The 16900-nt window shown below is 51.1% G+C and carries 14 protein-coding genes; 6 read left to right on the forward strand and 8 right to left on the reverse strand.

Going from position 1 to position 16900, the window contains the following annotated elements:
• Window positions 1–102 precede the first annotated feature (102 nt).
• Together NC856_RS10145 and mdlD are read left to right on the forward strand one after the other, a co-directional pair.
• A complete protein-coding gene (locus tag NC856_RS10145) occupies window positions 103–1710 on the forward strand; it encodes a GMC family oxidoreductase (protein ID WP_264090316.1) in 1608 nt (535 codons plus the stop codon).
• A 61-nt stretch (window positions 1711–1771) separates the two neighbouring features.
• The gene (gene mdlD / locus NC856_RS10150; RefSeq protein ID WP_264090317.1) at window positions 1772–3082 is read left to right on the forward strand and encodes an NAD(P)-dependent benzaldehyde dehydrogenase MdlD; all 1311 of its coding nucleotides are present in this window, start codon (window positions 1772–1774) and stop codon (window positions 3080–3082) included.
• Between the two features lie 62 nt (window positions 3083–3144).
• On the opposite strand, the gene NC856_RS17835 is transcribed toward mdlD, so the two are convergent.
• Window positions 3145–3267, reverse strand: a complete 123-nt coding sequence (locus NC856_RS17835; RefSeq protein WP_404802324.1) for a helix-turn-helix transcriptional regulator — start codon at window positions 3265–3267, stop codon at window positions 3145–3147.
• Entirely contained in the window at window positions 3268–3756 is a 489-nt protein-coding gene (greB, locus tag NC856_RS10155) for a transcription elongation factor GreB (protein ID WP_264090318.1), read from the reverse strand.
• A gap of 322 nt (window positions 3757–4078) precedes the next feature.
• Between greB and ompR the strand changes: the two genes are divergently transcribed.
• Window positions 4079–4798, forward strand: a complete 720-nt coding sequence (gene ompR, locus NC856_RS10160) for an osmolarity response regulator transcription factor OmpR (RefSeq protein ID WP_005969424.1) — start codon at window positions 4079–4081, stop codon at window positions 4796–4798.
• Window positions 4795–6153: a two-component system sensor histidine kinase EnvZ gene (gene envZ / locus NC856_RS10165; RefSeq protein ID WP_264090319.1), complete on the forward strand. Its 1359-nt coding sequence runs from the start codon at window positions 4795–4797 to the stop codon at window positions 6151–6153. Before ompR ends, envZ begins: the two co-directional genes overlap by 4 nt.
• A gap of 48 nt (window positions 6154–6201) precedes the next feature.
• Here the strand turns inward: envZ and pckA are convergent, their stop codons facing one another.
• The 5 genes from pckA to NC856_RS10190 all read right to left on the reverse strand — a co-directional run bounded on the left by pckA (window position 6202) and on the right by NC856_RS10190 (window position 12277).
• Window positions 6202–7821 carry a phosphoenolpyruvate carboxykinase (ATP) gene (pckA, locus tag NC856_RS10170; RefSeq protein WP_264090320.1) on the reverse strand — a complete coding sequence of 540 codons (1620 nt, stop codon included), beginning with the start codon at window positions 7819–7821 and terminating at the stop codon, window positions 6202–6204.
• A gap of 203 nt (window positions 7822–8024) precedes the next feature.
• Window positions 8025–8897: an Hsp33 family molecular chaperone HslO gene (gene hslO / locus NC856_RS10175; protein ID WP_264090321.1), complete on the reverse strand. Its 873-nt coding sequence runs from the start codon at window positions 8895–8897 to the stop codon at window positions 8025–8027.
• A 24-nt stretch (window positions 8898–8921) separates the two neighbouring features.
• Complete coding sequence (gene hslR / locus NC856_RS10180) at window positions 8922–9329, reverse strand: ribosome-associated heat shock protein Hsp15 (RefSeq protein ID WP_264090322.1); 408 nt, start codon at window positions 9327–9329, stop codon at window positions 8922–8924.
• Between the two features lie 45 nt (window positions 9330–9374).
• Window positions 9375–10061 (reverse strand): GMP/IMP nucleotidase, encoded by a 687-nt coding sequence (gene yrfG, locus NC856_RS10185; protein ID WP_264090323.1) that lies wholly within the window; start codon window positions 10059–10061, stop codon window positions 9375–9377.
• Window positions 10062–10138: 77 nt separating this feature from the next.
• On the reverse strand, window positions 10139–12277 hold the full coding sequence (locus NC856_RS10190; RefSeq protein ID WP_264090324.1) for an intracellular growth attenuator family protein: 2139 nt from the start codon (window positions 12275–12277) through the stop codon (window positions 10139–10141).
• 444 nt (window positions 12278–12721) lie between these two features.
• Here NC856_RS10190 and nudE point away from each other — a divergent pair, with 444 nt between their 5' ends.
• Window positions 12722–13279: an ADP compounds hydrolase NudE gene (gene nudE / locus NC856_RS10195; RefSeq protein ID WP_264090325.1), complete on the forward strand. Its 558-nt coding sequence runs from the start codon at window positions 12722–12724 to the stop codon at window positions 13277–13279.
• A 93-nt stretch (window positions 13280–13372) separates the two neighbouring features.
• Here the strand turns inward: nudE and mrcA are convergent, their stop codons facing one another.
• Entirely contained in the window at window positions 13373–15925 is a 2553-nt protein-coding gene (gene mrcA / locus NC856_RS10200) for a peptidoglycan glycosyltransferase/peptidoglycan DD-transpeptidase MrcA (protein ID WP_264090326.1), read from the reverse strand.
• Between the two features lie 115 nt (window positions 15926–16040).
• Here mrcA and pilM point away from each other — a divergent pair, with 115 nt between their 5' ends.
• Entirely contained in the window at window positions 16041–16898 is an 858-nt protein-coding gene (gene pilM / locus NC856_RS10205) for a type IV pilus biogenesis protein PilM (protein WP_264090327.1), read from the forward strand.
• Window positions 16899–16900: the final 2 nt, after the last annotated feature.

The following is a 16900-nucleotide window of genomic DNA, read 5'->3' on the forward strand; positions in this document are numbered from 1 at the left end:
AATTTTTATGATTGTGACTAAGGGTTTTTCTTCTGGTATTTAATGAGTCGTAGCTGTTGATCATCTGTTCGAAATGAACCTATATGCATTGGAGATGGCATAATGTCAGGTAAAAATGACTATGATGTGATCGTGGTAGGCGGTGGCGCGGCTGGATGCGTCGTCGCGGGTAAGTTAGCGACAAAAACGGATTTGAAAATACTTCTGTTGGAGGCCGGTGATGATGATAATGATATGCTGATCCACATCCCCGCCGGTTTTGCCAAGCTCCTGCAACAGGATAAACATGTCTGGCCCTATAACACCATTCCACAAGTGCAACTCACGAACGAGCCTAAACGCTACCGCTCAGCAAAAGTCATTGGCGGCGGCAGTTCCATTAACGCGATGTGTTATGTGCGCGGGCAAGCAAGAGATTATCAACAATGGCAGGAGGCCGTGGGTGATGAAGGTAAATGGTCATGGCAGGCTATTCTGCCGCATTTTATCGCCCAGGAAGGCAATGATACATTCCACAATGAATATCATGGCACGTTCGGGCCATTAAAAGTCTCGCTCGCCAAAAATATCAATAAACTGAATCAGGGGTGTTTGCGGGCATTCCAGGAGTATGGTTTACCTTATAACCCGGACTATAACGGAAAAACGCAATTAGGCGTTTCGCCTGTACAAGGGAATTTTTCCGATGCCAGACGGTGCAGCGCCGCCGTAGCCTATCTGAATCCCGTGCGCGGCAATGCCAATTTGGAGATTAAAACCCGCTGCCCGGTCAGCAGGATACTGATTGAAAAAGGTGTGGCGACGGGGGTTGAGTTTAAGGAAGGAGGCCAGTTACGTCAGGTTCGTGCCGGACACGTCATATTATCAGGCGGCGCGATACACTCACCCAAAATCCTGATGCATTCTGGAGTAGGCCCTGCCGAACACTTAACCGCATTGGGTATACCGGTTTTGGTCGATTCACCTGATGTGGGAAAAAACTTACAGGATCATCCGATTGTACCGGTAAAAGCCTACTGCAAGGGAGAGTTAGGCTATCAAAAGGCTGCCCAGGGGATTGGCGCGCTGAAATCAGGGTTGAAATATCTTATCAGCAAGGACGGACCGGCAGCAGGCAACGGTGTGGAAACGGTTTCCTATTTTAATCCCGACGATTTGACCGCGGAACCAACTATCCAGTGTTATCACGTCCCGATTATCTCAGAGGACGGCCTTAGCCCGTCAGGGAACCAATCGGGGATCACCTTCGAACTCGTGGTGCTGCGGCCTAAAAGCCGGGGTGAAATTATGCTTCGCGACACGAATCCTTTTTCGGAACCCCTGATCAATCCTAATTTTATGGCTGATGAATATGATCTCACTACCGCGATAAAATCTGTGAAGGCGATGAGAGAAGTTATGAATCAACCTTCTTTGGCCGCATATCTTGAAAGTGAGATTGCGCCGGGGCCACAGATCCAGACCGATGAACAAATCGGCGCATGGATTAAGCAAACTGTGACAACCATGTGGCATCCGGTTGGCACATGCCGTATGGGGAAAGATGAGAAGGCTGTTGTCGATGCACGTCTACGTGTTAAGGGCGTCGAAAATCTGCGGATTATTGATGCTTCCATTATGCCCAATATTATCAGCGGTAATACGAATGCGCCGACCCAGGCGCTTGCCAATTATGGTGTAGAGATGTTTATCGAAGATCTAAAACATTAGTTGACGCCTGTTTATCCGGTTTCCAATAATCCGATTTTAAAAGACAGAGAGGATATAAATCATGACTGCTTCTGAACGCATACTATCCGTGTTTAAATCGCAACAAGAGTTTTTTTCATCTTACCAGACCAGAGATATTGAATTCAGAAAGGCGGCATTGCAAAAACTAAAAAAGACTATTCTGGCGAATAAGGAATTAATTTACGACGCGCTGGACAAAGATCTGGGGAAACCCAGAGAGGTTGTAGATCTGGCTGAAATAGGTGCGGCTATACGCGAGATCGATACTGCTTTGAGCTATATTGATCAATGGAGTGAGGATGAGGAGATAAAGATCGAGTTCAGTGAGATGTTAAACCCCTCACGTTGTGTGGTACGGCATGAACCATTGGGGGTTTGCTATATCGTTGGGCCGTTTAATTATCCGTTCAATCTCACATTATGCCCGATTATCGGCGCCATAGCCGCCGGGAACACCGTCATTTTGAAACCATCCGAATTAACGCCTCATTGCGCCCGCGTGATAGAAAAAGTGCTCACAGAGACGTTTTCAGATAACTACGTCGCCGTTATTCAGGGAGGTAAGGAAGAAAATACACAACTGCTTACTCTGCCGTTTGATCTTATCTTTTTTACAGGCAGCCCCGGTGTCGGCAAAATAGTGATGGAAGCGGCGGCCAAACATCTCACGCCGGTGGTGCTGGAATTGGGAGGGAAATGTCCGGTGATTGCGTGTGAAGACGCGGATATCGATCAATTAATTGAAAGCCTGGCATTTTCTAAATTCATCAGCAGCGGACAAACCTGTATCGCGCCTGATTATTTGCTGGTGGATCGGCGAATCCACTCCTCGCTTATGGAAAAACTGCTTCCCTATATTCAAAATAAGTATCCCGATTTGGCCTCGAATGGGAAAGTCGTTTCTGAAAAACAGATATCAGTCCTGAATAATTACCTCGATAAAACGCAAGGGAAAATTGTGTCCGGCGGGAATAGCGATCCTGAAAAAAGACATTTTCAGGCTACTATTATTGATGATGTCTCCTGGTCGGATGCATTAATGGAGCATGAAATATTCGGCCCGTTATTGCCGGTAATAATTTTTGATGATCTCGATACAGTCATTAAACAGATCAACGAAAATCATCCCAAACCGTTGGCGCTGTATGTGTTCACTAAAAATGAACAGCAGGGCAGCCATATTATTAACCAGATCCAGTCAGGGGATGCGCAGGTCAATGGTATTTTAACCCATGCGATGTCTTCGGAGTTGCCGTTTGGCGGTATTGGCCCATCAGGAATGGGGGAATATCACGGTAAATACAGTTTTGAAGCATTTAGCCATCGTAAGTCAATTCGCTTTGTGGCATGAACATACGGAATAATAAATTGATATACCTGCTTAAGGCAGGTATATCAACTTAAGAGCAAGGACTATGTTGGGTTAATTTTATCCCGCGAACGATATTGGCTGGCATTTCTACCATAGTGTTTCTTATACAAGTGGCAAAAATATGATTGACTGACAAAATCACACTGCCAGACTATTTCACCAATTTATTCCTGTTCCGAATCGAGGTATTCAATGGCGTTCACAAACCACGTTTTATCGCCATCCGGGGTGGCGACGATAAATTCCTGATCGACCTCTTTTTTCAGCAAGGCGCGCGCCATAGGGGAATCAATGGAGATGTAATCTTTCACGTCACCATAAATTTCATCCGGCCCGACAATACGAAAGCGCTTGCGCTGGCCCTCTTCATTTTCAATTTCAACCCAGGCGCCAAAGAAAACCTTGCCATCCTGCTGGGGAGAATAATCGACAATTTGCAGTTCGCTCAGACATTTCCTCAGATAGCGAACACGGCGATCAATCTGGCGTAATAAGCGCTTGTTATAGGTGTAGTCGGCGTTTTCCGAACGATCTCCCAGGCTGGCGGCCCATGACACGATTTTAGTGATCTCCGGTCGTTTTATATTCCACAGATGATCGTGTTCCGCTTTGAGTTTATTGTATCCTTCCCTGGTGATCAGATTCGTTTTCACGCATTTGTACTCTTATGGTCGTGGATATGGTCGTGGGGAAATAGTTTGGCTGACATTATATCAATGATCCTTTGCGGGAGGTCAATCTGGCCGGGTGGTGATAAAGCGACGGCTGATCGCGATCTTTATTGCAACGGTGCGGCGAATCACGATTGATTTATTCCAGAACGACTATAATGGCAAGCGGAACTGGTTGATTACACGTATTTTAATATGCTTTGTAACAATTTGCCTCGAATGTATACCAGAAACGGCTGTCAGTAATTCGTATGATTCTGAACAATAGCGGCATCGGCGGCTATTACGCCTTTGGAGAAAGAGAATGCAAGAGAACTATAAAATTCTGGTTGTAGATGACGACATGCGTTTGCGTGCGCTACTGGAACGTTATCTGACCGAACAGGGTTTTCAGGTGCGTAGCGTTGCCAATGCTGAGCAAATGGATCGTTTGCTGACTCGCGAATCATTTCACCTGATGGTGCTGGATCTGATGTTGCCGGGTGAAGATGGTTTATCCATTTGCCGACGTTTGCGCAGTCAAAGTAACCCGATGCCCATCATCATGGTGACGGCCAAAGGGGAAGAAGTTGACCGTATCGTCGGGCTGGAAATTGGCGCGGATGACTATATTCCCAAGCCATTCAACCCGCGAGAACTGTTGGCCCGTATCCGTGCGGTATTGCGTCGTCAGGCGAATGAACTGCCCGGCGCGCCATCGCAGGAGGAAGCCATCATCGCGTTCGGTAAATTCAAACTGAATCTGGGTACGCGTGAAATGTTCCGCGATGACGAACCGATGCCGCTAACCAGCGGAGAGTTTGCGGTGCTGAAAGCGCTGGTCAGTCATCCGCGAGAGCCGTTGTCACGCGACAAGCTGATGAATCTGGCGCGTGGACGTGAATACAGTGCGATGGAGCGCTCCATCGATGTGCAGATTTCCCGTCTGCGGCGCATGGTGGAAGAGGATCCGGCGCATCCGCGTTATATCCAGACCGTGTGGGGCCTTGGCTACGTCTTTGTACCGGACGGCAGTAAGGCATGACGCGATGGCGCTTTTCTCCGCGTAGCGCATTTGCCCGGACGTTACTGCTGATTGTCACGTTGTTGTTTGTCAGTTTGGTCACCACCTATCTGGTGGTGCTAAACTTCGCGATCCTACCGAGTTTACAGCAGTTTAATAAGGTACTCGCCTACGAAGTCAGAATGCTGATGACCGACAGCCTGCAATTGGAGGATGGCACCACGCTTGAGGTGCCGCCTGCGTTCCGGCGTGAGATTTACCGTGAGTTGGGGATTTCGTTATATACCAACGCGGCGGCGGAGGAGAGCGGCCTGCGATGGGCGCAGCACTATAAGTTTCTGAGCGATCAGATGGCGCAGCAGTTGGGCGGCCCGACGGATGTTCGGGTCGAAGTCAGTAAAAATACCCCGGTGGTATGGCTGAAAACCTGGTTGTCGCCGGATATCTGGGTGCGCGTGCCGCTAACGGAAATTCATCAGGGCGATTTTTCGCCGCTGTTCCGCTATACGCTGGCGATCATGCTGCTGGTGATAGGCGGCGCCTGGCTTTTTATCCGGGTCCAGAATCGTCCGTTGGTCGAACTGGAGCATGCGGCTTTGCAGGTCGGTAAAGGCATTATTCCCCCGCCGCTACGTGAATACGGCGCTTCCGAGGTGCGCTCCGTGACCCGCGCTTTTAACCAGATGGCTTCCGGCGTGAAGTTGCTGGCTGACGATCGTACCTTGCTGATGGCTGGCGTGAGCCATGATTTGCGCACGCCATTGACGCGTATCCGCCTGGCGACGGAGATGATGAGCAAGGAAGATGACTATCTGGCGGAGTCGATCAATAAAGATATTGAAGAGTGTAATGCCATTATCGAGCAGTTTATCGACTACCTGCGCACTGGTCAGGAGATGCAGACCGAAGTGGCCGATCTGAATGCGATTATGGGTGAAGTGGTGGCCGCTGAAAGTGGTTATGAACGCCAGATCGACAGCGATTTTTCCGCCGGTGAGTTGTTGGTGCGCGTGAGTCCGTTATCCATTAAGCGTGCGGCGCTGAATCTGGTGGTTAACGCGGCGCGTTATGGCAATGGTTGGATTAAGGTCAGTACCGGACGAGAACTACAGCGCGTCTGGTTTCAGGTGGAAGACGATGGCGAGGGTATCGATCCTGCACAGTTAAAGCACCTGTTCCAGCCTTTTGTGCGCGGCGACAGCGCGCGTACCACCAGCGGCACCGGCCTGGGGCTGGCGATTGTACAGCGAATTATTGATGCCCATGACGGCGTGCTGGATGTTTGCACCAGCGAACGCGGCGGGTTATGTGTCCGCGCTTATCTGCCGTTGCCGTATGATGTTGTCGGTGCCGATAGCAGCGCCGTGAAAGAGTGATGTTTCCTGATAAATGAAAAGGCGCGGAGAACCGCGCCTTTCGTTTAATTACCGCTGGGGACCGGCGGTTACCAGCGCGGCGCCTGCCGGCGTATCAGTGTATTTATCAAAGTTGGTGATAAAACGCTGAGCCAGATCGTCGGCTTTTTCCTGCCACTGCGCGATATCGGCATAGGTATCACGCGGATCAAGGATCGCGGGATCCACGCCCGGCAGCGAGGTGGGGATCGCCAGATTGAAGATCGGCAACGTCTTCATTTCCACATCATCAATGCTGCCGTTCAAAATGGCGTCGATAATTCCGCGCGTATCTTTAATGGAGATACGTTTCCCCGTCCCGTTCCAGCCGGTGTTGACCAGATAAGCCTGCGCGCCTGCGGCCTTCATTCGCTTAACCAACACTTCCGCGTACTGCGTTGGGTGCAGCGACAGGAATGCCGCGCCAAAGCAGGCGGAGAATGTTGGCGTCGGCTCCGTGATGCCCCGCTCCGTACCGGCCAGTTTAGCGGTGAAGCCAGACAGGAAATGGTACTGCGTTTGATCTGACGTCAGACGGGAAACCGGCGGTAATACGCCGAACGCATCCGCGGTCAGGAAAATCACTTTGGTCGCATGTCCGGCTTTGGATACCGGTTTAACGATATTTTGAATGTGATAGATCGGATAGGAAACGCGGGTATTCTCGGTTTTTGAACCGTCGTTAAAATCCACGCTGCCGTCGGCCAGCACAGTGACGTTTTCCAACAGAGCATCCCGCTTGATCGCGCCATAAATGTCCGGCTCCGCTTCCCTGGACAACTTGATGGTTTTGGCGTAACAGCCGCCTTCAAAGTTGAACACGCCGTCATCATCCCATCCGTGCTCATCGTCACCAATCAACTGCCGTTTGGGATCGGTCGACAAGGTGGTTTTCCCGGTGCCGGATAAACCGAAGAAGACCGCCACATCGCCTTTTTCACCAACGTTCGCCGAACAGTGCATGGAAGCGATGCCTTTCAGCGGCAGCAGGTAGTTCATTATGGAGAACATCCCTTTCTTCATTTCGCCGCCGTACCAGGTGCCGCCGATCAACTGGATGCGCTCGGTCAGGTTGAAAGCGATGAAATTCTCGGAGTTCAGCCCTTGTTCCCGCCATTGCGGGTTAGTGCATTTGGCGCCATTCATCACGATGAAATCAGGTTCAAAATCCTGTAATTCGTCATCGGTCGGACGAATGAACATATTTTTGACGAAGTGTGCCTGCCAAGCGACTTCGGTGATAAAGCGGACTTTCAGACGGCTGTCCGGGTTGGCGCCGCAAAAGGCATCAACGATGAACAGACGCTTATCAGAAAGCTGTTGGGTGACAAGCTGTTTCAGGTGAGTCCAGACTTCCTGGCTCAACGGATGGTTGTCATTCTTGCCGTTTCCTTTATCGGACCACCATACCGTGTCGCGGGTGATATCATCACGAACGATATATTTATCCTTGGGAGAGCGGCCGGTAAAGATACCGGTATCGACGGCAATGGCGCCCAGATTGGTTTCCACGCCACGTTCATAGCCTTGTAAGGTAGGTGAGAGTTCTTCCTTGTAAAGTAATTCGTAGCTGGGGTTATAAATGATATCGCGGACATCCTGGATTCCATAAGCAGCGAGTGCTTGCGGGGGTATACCTTTGACAGACATAGAGCTACTCCTTAAGTGTTATATGCGTAAAATGTGATATTCGTACTGATAATTATTGTAGGAGAGCGAGCTTATTTTAACCGCGATAGCAATCATAAAGTTAAATAAATTTATTAATAACTTTGCTTGCGTGGGGTGTTGAAAAAATAACCACTTTGGTCTAGCGCGCATGATGAGACGGGTACAACGTACCCGTAAAATGATCAATGCAGATGATTATCTGATGAATTTTGTCGCAGAGCGTACACGTCATGAGCGTTAAAAATATAATGATTTCCGCAATAATCACAGTGCATGTCGATCTCGCCATCCTGTTCCAAAATATCGTTCACTTCCTGATCGGACAGAGTGATTAATGCATCCGCGCAACGTTCGCGTGAGCAATGGCATTGAAAAGAAACCGGTTGAGGCTCATATACCGTGACCTGTTCCTGATGATACAAACGGTACAGTACGTCGTTGGCTGACAGGGTAAACAATTCTTCCGCTTTGACCGTGGCGGTGAGTTGAGCGAGATGGTCGAAATCATCATGCCCGGCCTGTTGCGCCGGCAGCACTTGCAGCAGCATCCCCGCCGCGGCCATATGACCGTCATGCAGGCCGGTGCGGATAAACAGTCGAGTCGGAAGTTGCTCCGATTGCTGAAAATAGTTTTCCAGACAATCGGCAACGGTGTCGCCTTCTAACCCAACCACGCCTTGATAGCGCTCGCCTTCGGTCGGCGTAATGGTAATGACCAGATAGCCATTGCCTACCATTTCTTTGAGTGAACTCCCGGCGGCAATGTCACCCTGAAGACGCGCCACGCCGCGCATCTGTTGCAGATGATTACCGTTAATCACGGCCAGTTTGAGCGGACCATCTCCCTGAAGCTGGACGGTAATGTCACCGCTGAATTTCAGCGTTGCCGTCAACAAACTGGTCGCCACCAGCATTTCGCCCAGCAATGTTTGTACTTCCGCCGGATAATCATGGTTGGTCAGAATGTGCCGGCAGGTATCGCTTACGGTCGCCAACTCGCCCCGAACGGCGTAATGTTCAAACAGATAACGATGTAATTGGTCATGGTTGGCCATAGTCTTTTCTCGCTGTGGTGACCGTTATTCCTGATCACTGTATTTAAATTTAATCAGATCCCGGCGTTCTTTTTTGTCGGGACGACGATCCGGGTGCGGCATTGTCAGCACATTCATTTTTCGCGCTAAAGCCAGTTTTTCCCTTTTCTCAATGCTGCTGTCCGTTTCCCGATACAACGCCTGCGCCTCCGCCGCGGTTCTGCGTTGGCTGCTGAGCGCCAGCACCGTAACGGTTCGTTCTTCATTGCCCTGACGCAGTTTGATCTCGGCATTCAGTTCAACCTGTTTGCTTGGTTTGCCGCGCTGCCCGTTATAGTGCACTTTGCCGCCGTCGATCATTTCGCGGGCGATAGCCCGGGTTTTATAAAAGCGTGCGGCCCAAAGCCATTTATCCAGACGAACAGCATCGCCGGTGTTGTCGGTTGCTTTCATAATGAATCCTCCTGATGACGGCGCGGTGACGTCATTGCCTGCTGGTTATCCAAGACGCGCCGAACGATGCAGTGACGGTAACAGCCCAAGATAATCACTCATGGATGGATATTGCCGGAATGATTTTTCCTGCTGGCTGGAGTCAGGATTGCTAACGCCCAGACAGTAACGAATACCGAAGGTTTTCGCCGCATCCAGAATCGGCTCGCTGTCATCAACAAATAATGTTCTGGCCGGATCGAAGCCAGTGTGTTGTTGTACGGCTTGCCATAGCTGCTGATGCTCTTTCGGATACCCATAAGTGTGGGTGGAAAGCAATAAATCAAGGTGCTGATCCAACCCGGTATGCTTAATTTTAACCGCCAGACTATGCGGATGAGCATTTGTCAGCAGTATGGTCTGCTTCCCGCTTTCGCGCAGGGCCGTCAGAAACGGCGCCGTATCTTCACGCAGGCGGGCGCGAGCGCCGATATCCGTCGTCATCTGATGGATATCCAACCCCAACCGCTCACTCCAGTAATCAAAACAGTACCAGTTCAGGGTATGTTGTACAGCCTGATATTCCTGTGTAATCAGTTGCCTGGCCTGTTCAAAGCTGATGCCGCGTTTGTCGCTGAGGGACTGTGGCACAAGCTGCAACCAGAAGTAACTGTCAAAGGCCAGATCCAGCAGAGTGCCATCCATGTCCAGAATGACGGTATCAATGTTGGGCCAGTCGAAGTCGGGACTCATAAATACTCCAGATACAGAACGATTGCGCATGCCTTTCAGCGTAACATAACCATTGACGATAGCTGGCAGGATGATGCTCAGGAATGGCGTGGGCGATGGTCTGGTAACGTCCCGCCCGCATTAAAGCGTTCGGTATAGTAACGCTGGATGCCGATTATCCGCTGTCGGCTCTTGCGTATTTTGATGCCGAGAAGCGCCAGATTGACGATCAGAATGATGGAGAACAACATTAAAAGCAGGCAACTGCCGAGATAGCGCCATAGCGTAATCACATCCGGTTCGCTGTGAATGCTGATGTGCCGCGTACCGTTGGCATCGATGCTGATCCTGGTAATGACGCCGGTGGCGTTAAACGGCGTGTGCAACAACATGGCGGATAGCCGTTGAAGCTCTTGCCACTGGTCTGAAGCCCGGTACTCGCTCAGCGGCATCGGCGGTAAAGGATGGCTCACCAACTGGCGGCCTTCATCACTGCGTATCAGGAAACCGCCCGGCGGTGGGCTGTTCAGTGAGTTTGCCGCGTTATTGATTTCCTGAGTAAAAAAGAATTCGGTTGAACTGTTGACCAGCGATTCCAGCGTCTCCGCACTGACCGGGCGCAGTATCACGTTCATGCCTTTCAGCGCGCCAGAATTAGCCCGTCTTACCAGAATATCCCAGCTTTTAACGTTGCCCAGATTGATGAGCGCATTTTTCAGCCGGGCGCAATGCCCTTCCTGTTCACAAAGCGCCTGGGTTTTCAGCACGATATCGGAAAAATTATTCAACAGAATCATGCCTGATTTCTGAACGGCGGAGGCCAACTGCGAATTTATCTGACCGCTTTCATCCGTTTGCGGATGCAACTGACTATTCACGGTCTTGCGCAAGTCGGCAGCTTTTTCAACAATGTCGGATTCCGGCAACGGCAAGGGCACCGCGTTATTCCAGTAAATGGCGGAACAATCAAACGGGGAAAACGCCGAGTTTTGCACCATCGTCGCGGGAGGGGGGCCGGCGGCAACATAGCACATCCCCGATCCTTGCACTTCCAGCGTATCACCGATTTTGAGCGGCATCTTTTCCAACTCATCCACCTCGACCACTTTAATATGCTGTGCGCCCTGAAGCCAGGCCATGCTGAGTTTCAACGGCAATTCCAGCGGCACTTGGGTGATTAACAGGATTAGGCTGAGCAGAGAACCTGCCGCAAGCAGCAGGTTTCTTCCCCATTGCTGCAACGGAAAGTGCTTCACTTCGTCATGCAACGACAAGTGTTCGCCTTGTCGGATGACCTGACGATCCAGGTAGATATCGACATCGGTCTTGCGGCCAAGATCGTGGCCGATATAGGGCTGCCAATGCGACGGATAAATCAGATCGATATTACCGAGCGAGACATTGCCTATCTGTCCCTGATTGGATTCGCCAAAAAGTCCGAGGCTTTGCGGTGTACCGTGCAGGCAATGGACATCCTGTAGCTCCTTGCAGGAAGGCGCGCGAAAAAGTTGCCAGAGGCTCCAGGCCGCCAGCAAAGCGGCGGTTCCGGTAAGCCAGGGCAGCAGGACAATGGGGCTGTTCAGACTAATGAACAACAGCAAAAAAGACAGGCATAGCACGGCGGCTTCTTTCAGTCCGCGGGAATGGTGGATGGCGTGCTCTTCTTTGGTTTCCTTGCGAATGGTAATCAACTCAGCATGTTCATTCCCTGCCTGACTGATAGACGCGTTAGGCACCGGAATATTGGGTACCGACATAACCTCATGATTGTCTATGCACTCCGCCAGCGAGTGTCCATTCAGAGAAATGACTAAAGGAATGGAACGGGTTTTGATCAGTTCAACGCTGTTATTCTCGGTAATATATTGTTCCCAGGCGGGCGGCAGGTGAATTTCCTGCGTATCAATATAGTAACGCCATTTATTTTGTGAATCGGTACTTAGACCGTAACGTGTGATGGTGTGAGCTATCGGATAAACGCGATCGCTTTGTAATGAACGGGGAAGTCGCGGTTGTGGGTTAGGCGTATCAAGCGGCGTCGTTTTCTGCGCGCTTTCCTGAGCGAGATATTGTTCCACCGCCACGCGTTCTTCCGGGGTCAATTGGCGGGGTAACGATTGCGTTACTGGCAGTGGTTTAACTAACGGTAAGCGTTCACGCATACGGTAGACAATAAAAACACCAACGGCGATCAGACAGGCTAACAATATCGCCAGGATGGTAAATATTGTGCTCATCTTATCTCCATTCCAAAGCAATTTGCTCCTTGTCTTCGTTGGAGTTTAACAAACTTATCCAATCGATGATAACCCGTATATTGTTGTTTTCTCAGATTAATAACTAAAAAACCACATAAATTAATTGCGCAAGGAGATAATCGTAACAAGTACAGGATGCCGCTGAAATAAGGATCATCTGATTTTCAATCGATATATTGACTTTTATTGATCGATTTAAATTCACACATATTAATGTGAATTGCATGTTGCAAAAAAGTAATTCGAGATCGCAGTAGTTGCAGCGAAGGGCGTTGTTAACGCACAATGTGAGCAAGATCAAAAAAGAAAATTAACAATCCCTTTTCTTCATTAATAATTAGCGGTATGCCGATATAAGCGATGAAGACAGCGGCTACCAGTCATTGAGTTGGATGAGGGAGGCTAATATTTCCAGAGGCCATTATGAGTCATAACCTGCAAAAACCTAAAATCCTGAAGGTAGAAACGGTTGCGCGTTCACGCCTGTTCAATGTTGAATCCATCGATCTGGAGTTTAGTAACGGCGCGCGTCGGGTTTATGAGCGGATGCGGCCTTCCGAACGTCAGGCTGTGATGATTGTGCCGATTATTGATGACGAACTGCTGTTGATCCGCGAATATGCCGTAGGGATTGAACAGTATGAACTGGGATTTCCCAAGGGATTGATTGATCCCGGTGAAACGGTATTTGAGGCCGCCAATCGTGAGTTGATGGAAGAAGTCGGCTTTGGCGCGGAGCACATGGAACTGCTGGCAACATTAACGATGGCGCCTTCTTATTTTTCCAGCCAGATGAATATCGTGGTGGCCCGCGGTCTGTATCCGCAGAGTCTGGAAGGTGATGAACCGGAGCCGATGCCGAAGGTGCGCTGGCCGTTAAGCGACATGATGTCGTTGTTGCAGGACGCCGATTTTCGTGAAGCGCGTAATGTGAGCGCGCTGTTTCTGACGCAGGATTGGTTAAATCGTTCGTCGCGTTGATGAACAGACACAAGGCGCGGATTTCCGCGCCTTGTGTCTTTAGTATCCCGACTGCGTTGTCAGAATGATTCTTCGATCAAAACGATTCCTCTATCAAAACAATTCTTCGCTTTGTCCGTTATCCATCAGCGTTGTACCGACTTCACGCACTGCATATTCGTTCGGTTGCGTTCCTTCGATAAAGTATTCGGAACGACTGTTCCCGCCGCCGTTGGACAACTTACCGCTGTTGCGGTCGATAGTGACGCTGACGATACCAGGCGGCGGCGTCAGCGGTTGTTCCGGCACGCCTTCCAGCGCCACTTTCATAAACTCGTCCCAGGCTGGCTGAGCGGATTTTGCGCCGCCTTCGTAACCTGAAATCTGATCCTTAATCACACCGGAAGCGCTGCTGGCGCCGAGGTTTCGCCGATGGTCATCGAAACCGATCCAGACGGAGGTGACCAGGTTCGGGCCGTAACCAGAAAACCAGGCGTCTTTGGAACTGTTGGTTGTACCGGTTTTTCCGCCAATGTCACGGCGCTTCAGGTCACGTCCTGCTCGCCAGCCTGTACCCATCCAGCCCGGTTCGCCAAAGATGTTGCTGTTCAGTGCGTCTTTGATCAGGAAGGCCAGCGGCGTACTGATGACATGCGGCGCATAAGGTTGCGCGCTTTGCCGCGCCTCTTGCGGCGTCACCGGTTCAAGTTGCGGCATTGGCGGCACACCCTGCCGGTTTTCCTGAGAAGTGGCGACGTTTTCCATACTGTCGGCGGACAATGTCGCGGAACGCGGTGTTTCTCCATACACTAACGGCAAATTACAGGTATCGCAGACCACTTTCGGCGTGGCGGTAAAGACGGCGCCGCCGGCTTCGCTCTCGATTCGGGTAATGAAATAGGGATCAACCAGATAGCCGCCGTTAGACATCACCGCATAACCGCGCACCACCTGCAACGGAGTGAACGAGGCCGCGCCCAGCGCCAACGATTCGGTATGCACGATATTCTGCTCCGGGAAGCCGAAACGCTGTAGGTAATCTGCCGCATAATCGACGCCCATCGCTCTCATGGCGCGCACCATCACCACGTTTTTGGATTGCCCCAGGCCCTGACGCAAGCGGATTGGACCATCATAAGTCGCGGGTGAGTTTTTAGGACGCCAGTCCGAACCTGCGCCCGCATCCCAACGGGTAATGGGAACGTCGTTGAGGATGGTCGCCAGGGTCAGGCCTTTATCCATAGCGGCGGTATAAAGGAACGGCTTAATGTTGGAACCAATCTGGCGCAGCGCCTGCGTCGCGCGGTTGAACTTGCTTTGGTTAAAGTCGAAACCGCCAACCAGCGCTTCAACCGCGCCGTTGGTTGGATTGAGCGAAACCAGCGCAGAGTTGACATCCGGCACCTGTCCCAGCCACCAGTCATTATCAACCTTACGAACCCACACTTGTTGACCGGTTTGCACCACGTCTGTTACGCGTCTGGGCGTCGGCCCTTGTTGGGTATCGGAGCGATAAGGCCGAGCCCAGCGCATGCCCGCCATCGGCAGGGCAATGTTGCTGCCGTCCGACAGAACCGCAATCGCTTGATCGGCGGCGGTGCTGGTGATGACCGCGGGGAACAACGGACCGTAAACCGGCAACGTTTTCAACGTGGCGACGATTTTTGCCTGATCCCAGGCACGTTCGCCCACTTTCCACAGTACATCGCCCGGACCACGGTAACCGTGGCGCATATCGTATGCCATAACGTTATTACGTAAAGCATCCTGGGCCGCCAACTGTAATTTTCGGGTAATGGTGGTGTAGACCTTGTAGCCGTCGTTATAAGCGCCATCGCCATACCGTTTCACCATTTCCTGACGCACCATCTCGGCGATATACGGCGCGGAGAAGGCAATCTGCGGCGTATGGTAGTTCGCCACCAGTTTTTCGTTACGCGCCTCATCATACTGAGCCTGAGTGATGTAGCTTTCATCTCTCATACGAGTCAGCACGACATTACGACGAGCAATCGCCCGGTCGTAGGAATAGAGCGGGTTAAAGGTTGACGGCGCTTTCGGTAAACCGGCAATCATTGCCATTTCACTCAGCGTTAATTGATCAACGGAACGGCCAAAGTAAACGTGAGCCGCAGCGCCGATGCCATAAGCGCGATAGCCGAGATAAATCTTGTTCAGATAAAGCTCAAGAATTTCATCTTTGGTGAGCAATTGCTCAATACGAATAGCCAGGAAGACTTCCTTGATCTTACGTATCAGCGTGCGTTCCGGGGTCAGAAAGAAGTTTCTGGCAAGCTGCTGCGTAATGGTGCTGGCGCCCTGAGACGCGCGACCGGATGTCAACGCAATAGAGGCGGCACGGATAATTCCCACCGGATCGACGCCGTGGTGCTCATAGAAGCGGCTATCTTCCGTTGCAATAAAGGCTTGCACCATCACCGGGGGAATTTGATCCAGCGTCAACGGGATACGGCGTTTTTCGCCAAATTGAGCGATTAACTCACCCTCGGCGCTGTATACCTGCATTGGCGTTTGCAGCCGAATGTCTTTCAGCGTGGCGACATCGGGCAATTGTGGTTCGATATAACGGTACAAACCATATATCGAGGCGGCTCCCAACAGGATGCAAGTCACTGCAAGGATGAGTAAATACTTTACGAACTTCACCTGAGATTTTCCATTCAGTAGCGTTTGGGCAGTTTATAAACAATCGCGCGCTAGTATAAAGGTAAGCCAGCACTGTGGATACGTTCTTTTATTAGATAAGGATATCGGGTTGAACATGGCTTATCACATCTGGCGGGTTGGGTTAGATATACAAAATGGTTTCATGCGTGCGCTGGCGGTTCAGCAGCGTCGCAACGGCTGGCAGCTTCGTCACTGGTGGCAGTTTCCTTTACCGGACGACACATTGCACTTGGGTAGTTTACACCATACGGAAGCACTTTGTGAGGTCTTGCGACAATGGCGTCGGTTATTGCCTCGCCATATTTCCCTGCGTGTCGCCTTTCCCGCGCAACAGGTGTTGCAGCAACGCCTGCCCGCGCCGGACAGTCGATTACGGGAGCCGGAACGTAGCAGGTACATTGAAAGCATGGCGGCCCGCAAGCTGCCGATAAGCAGCGATTCGCTGTCAATGGATTACCGTGCGGACCCGCACGCGCCCGATGCTTTATTGATTACCGCCGCACGGCGAAGTGAACTGGCGCGCTGGATCGCGTGTCTGCAAGCCGCGGATCTGCATCCTGACGTCGTTGATATTTCAGCATGCGCCATTCGCTGTATGGCGCGCCTGGCCGGACTTGAAAGCAACCGGGTTTTCCTGCATCGATCAATTGATGGATGGCTGTGGGTATCGCCACTCAATCATGCTTTTCATTTCGGCATGATCCATGGTGATGAATGGGGCGAGGAGTCGGCGATCCTACCAGTGATCCGCGCCCGGTATGGACAGGATATTGGCGATATCGCTTACTACAGCAGTACATCTTCTTCTTTTTCCTGTTCGCGGGAAAAATTTGACGAATTACTGCCCTGGTCGCCGCTGGTGGCGTTTAGCCACATGCAAGCGCCTGTGCCGGATTTTCCGCCCGCTTTTGTTATTGCGAGCGGTCTGGCCCTGCGTCCCGGAGATGCCTGAGT

It is taken from the genome of Brenneria izbisi (assembly GCF_025840185.1).
In the GTDB taxonomy this organism is placed as follows: Bacteria; Pseudomonadota; Gammaproteobacteria; order Enterobacterales; family Enterobacteriaceae; genus Brenneria; species Brenneria izbisi.

Coding starts and splice junctions, on each gene's coding strand:
- hslO (WP_264090321.1), bottom strand. CDS start 8,897: ATGGCCAACCATGACCAATTACATCGTTATCTGTTTGAACATTACGCC.
- envZ (WP_264090319.1), top strand. CDS start 4,795: ATGACGCGATGGCGCTTTTCTCCGCGTAGCGCATTTGCCCGGACGTTA.
- pckA (WP_264090320.1), bottom strand. CDS start 7,821: ATGTCTGTCAAAGGTATACCCCCGCAAGCACTCGCTGCTTATGGAATC.
- NC856_RS10145 (WP_264090316.1), top strand. CDS start 103: ATGTCAGGTAAAAATGACTATGATGTGATCGTGGTAGGCGGTGGCGCG.
- mdlD (WP_264090317.1), top strand. CDS start 1,772: ATGACTGCTTCTGAACGCATACTATCCGTGTTTAAATCGCAACAAGAG.
- ompR (WP_005969424.1), top strand. CDS start 4,079: ATGCAAGAGAACTATAAAATTCTGGTTGTAGATGACGACATGCGTTTG.
- NC856_RS10190 (WP_264090324.1), bottom strand. CDS start 12,277: ATGAGCACAATATTTACCATCCTGGCGATATTGTTAGCCTGTCTGATC.
- hslR (WP_264090322.1), bottom strand. CDS start 9,329: ATGAAAGCAACCGACAACACCGGCGATGCTGTTCGTCTGGATAAATGG.
- yrfG (WP_264090323.1), bottom strand. CDS start 10,061: ATGAGTCCCGACTTCGACTGGCCCAACATTGATACCGTCATTCTGGAC.
- nudE (WP_264090325.1), top strand. CDS start 12,722: ATGAGTCATAACCTGCAAAAACCTAAAATCCTGAAGGTAGAAACGGTT.
- pilM (WP_264090327.1), top strand. CDS start 16,041: ATGGCTTATCACATCTGGCGGGTTGGGTTAGATATACAAAATGGTTTC.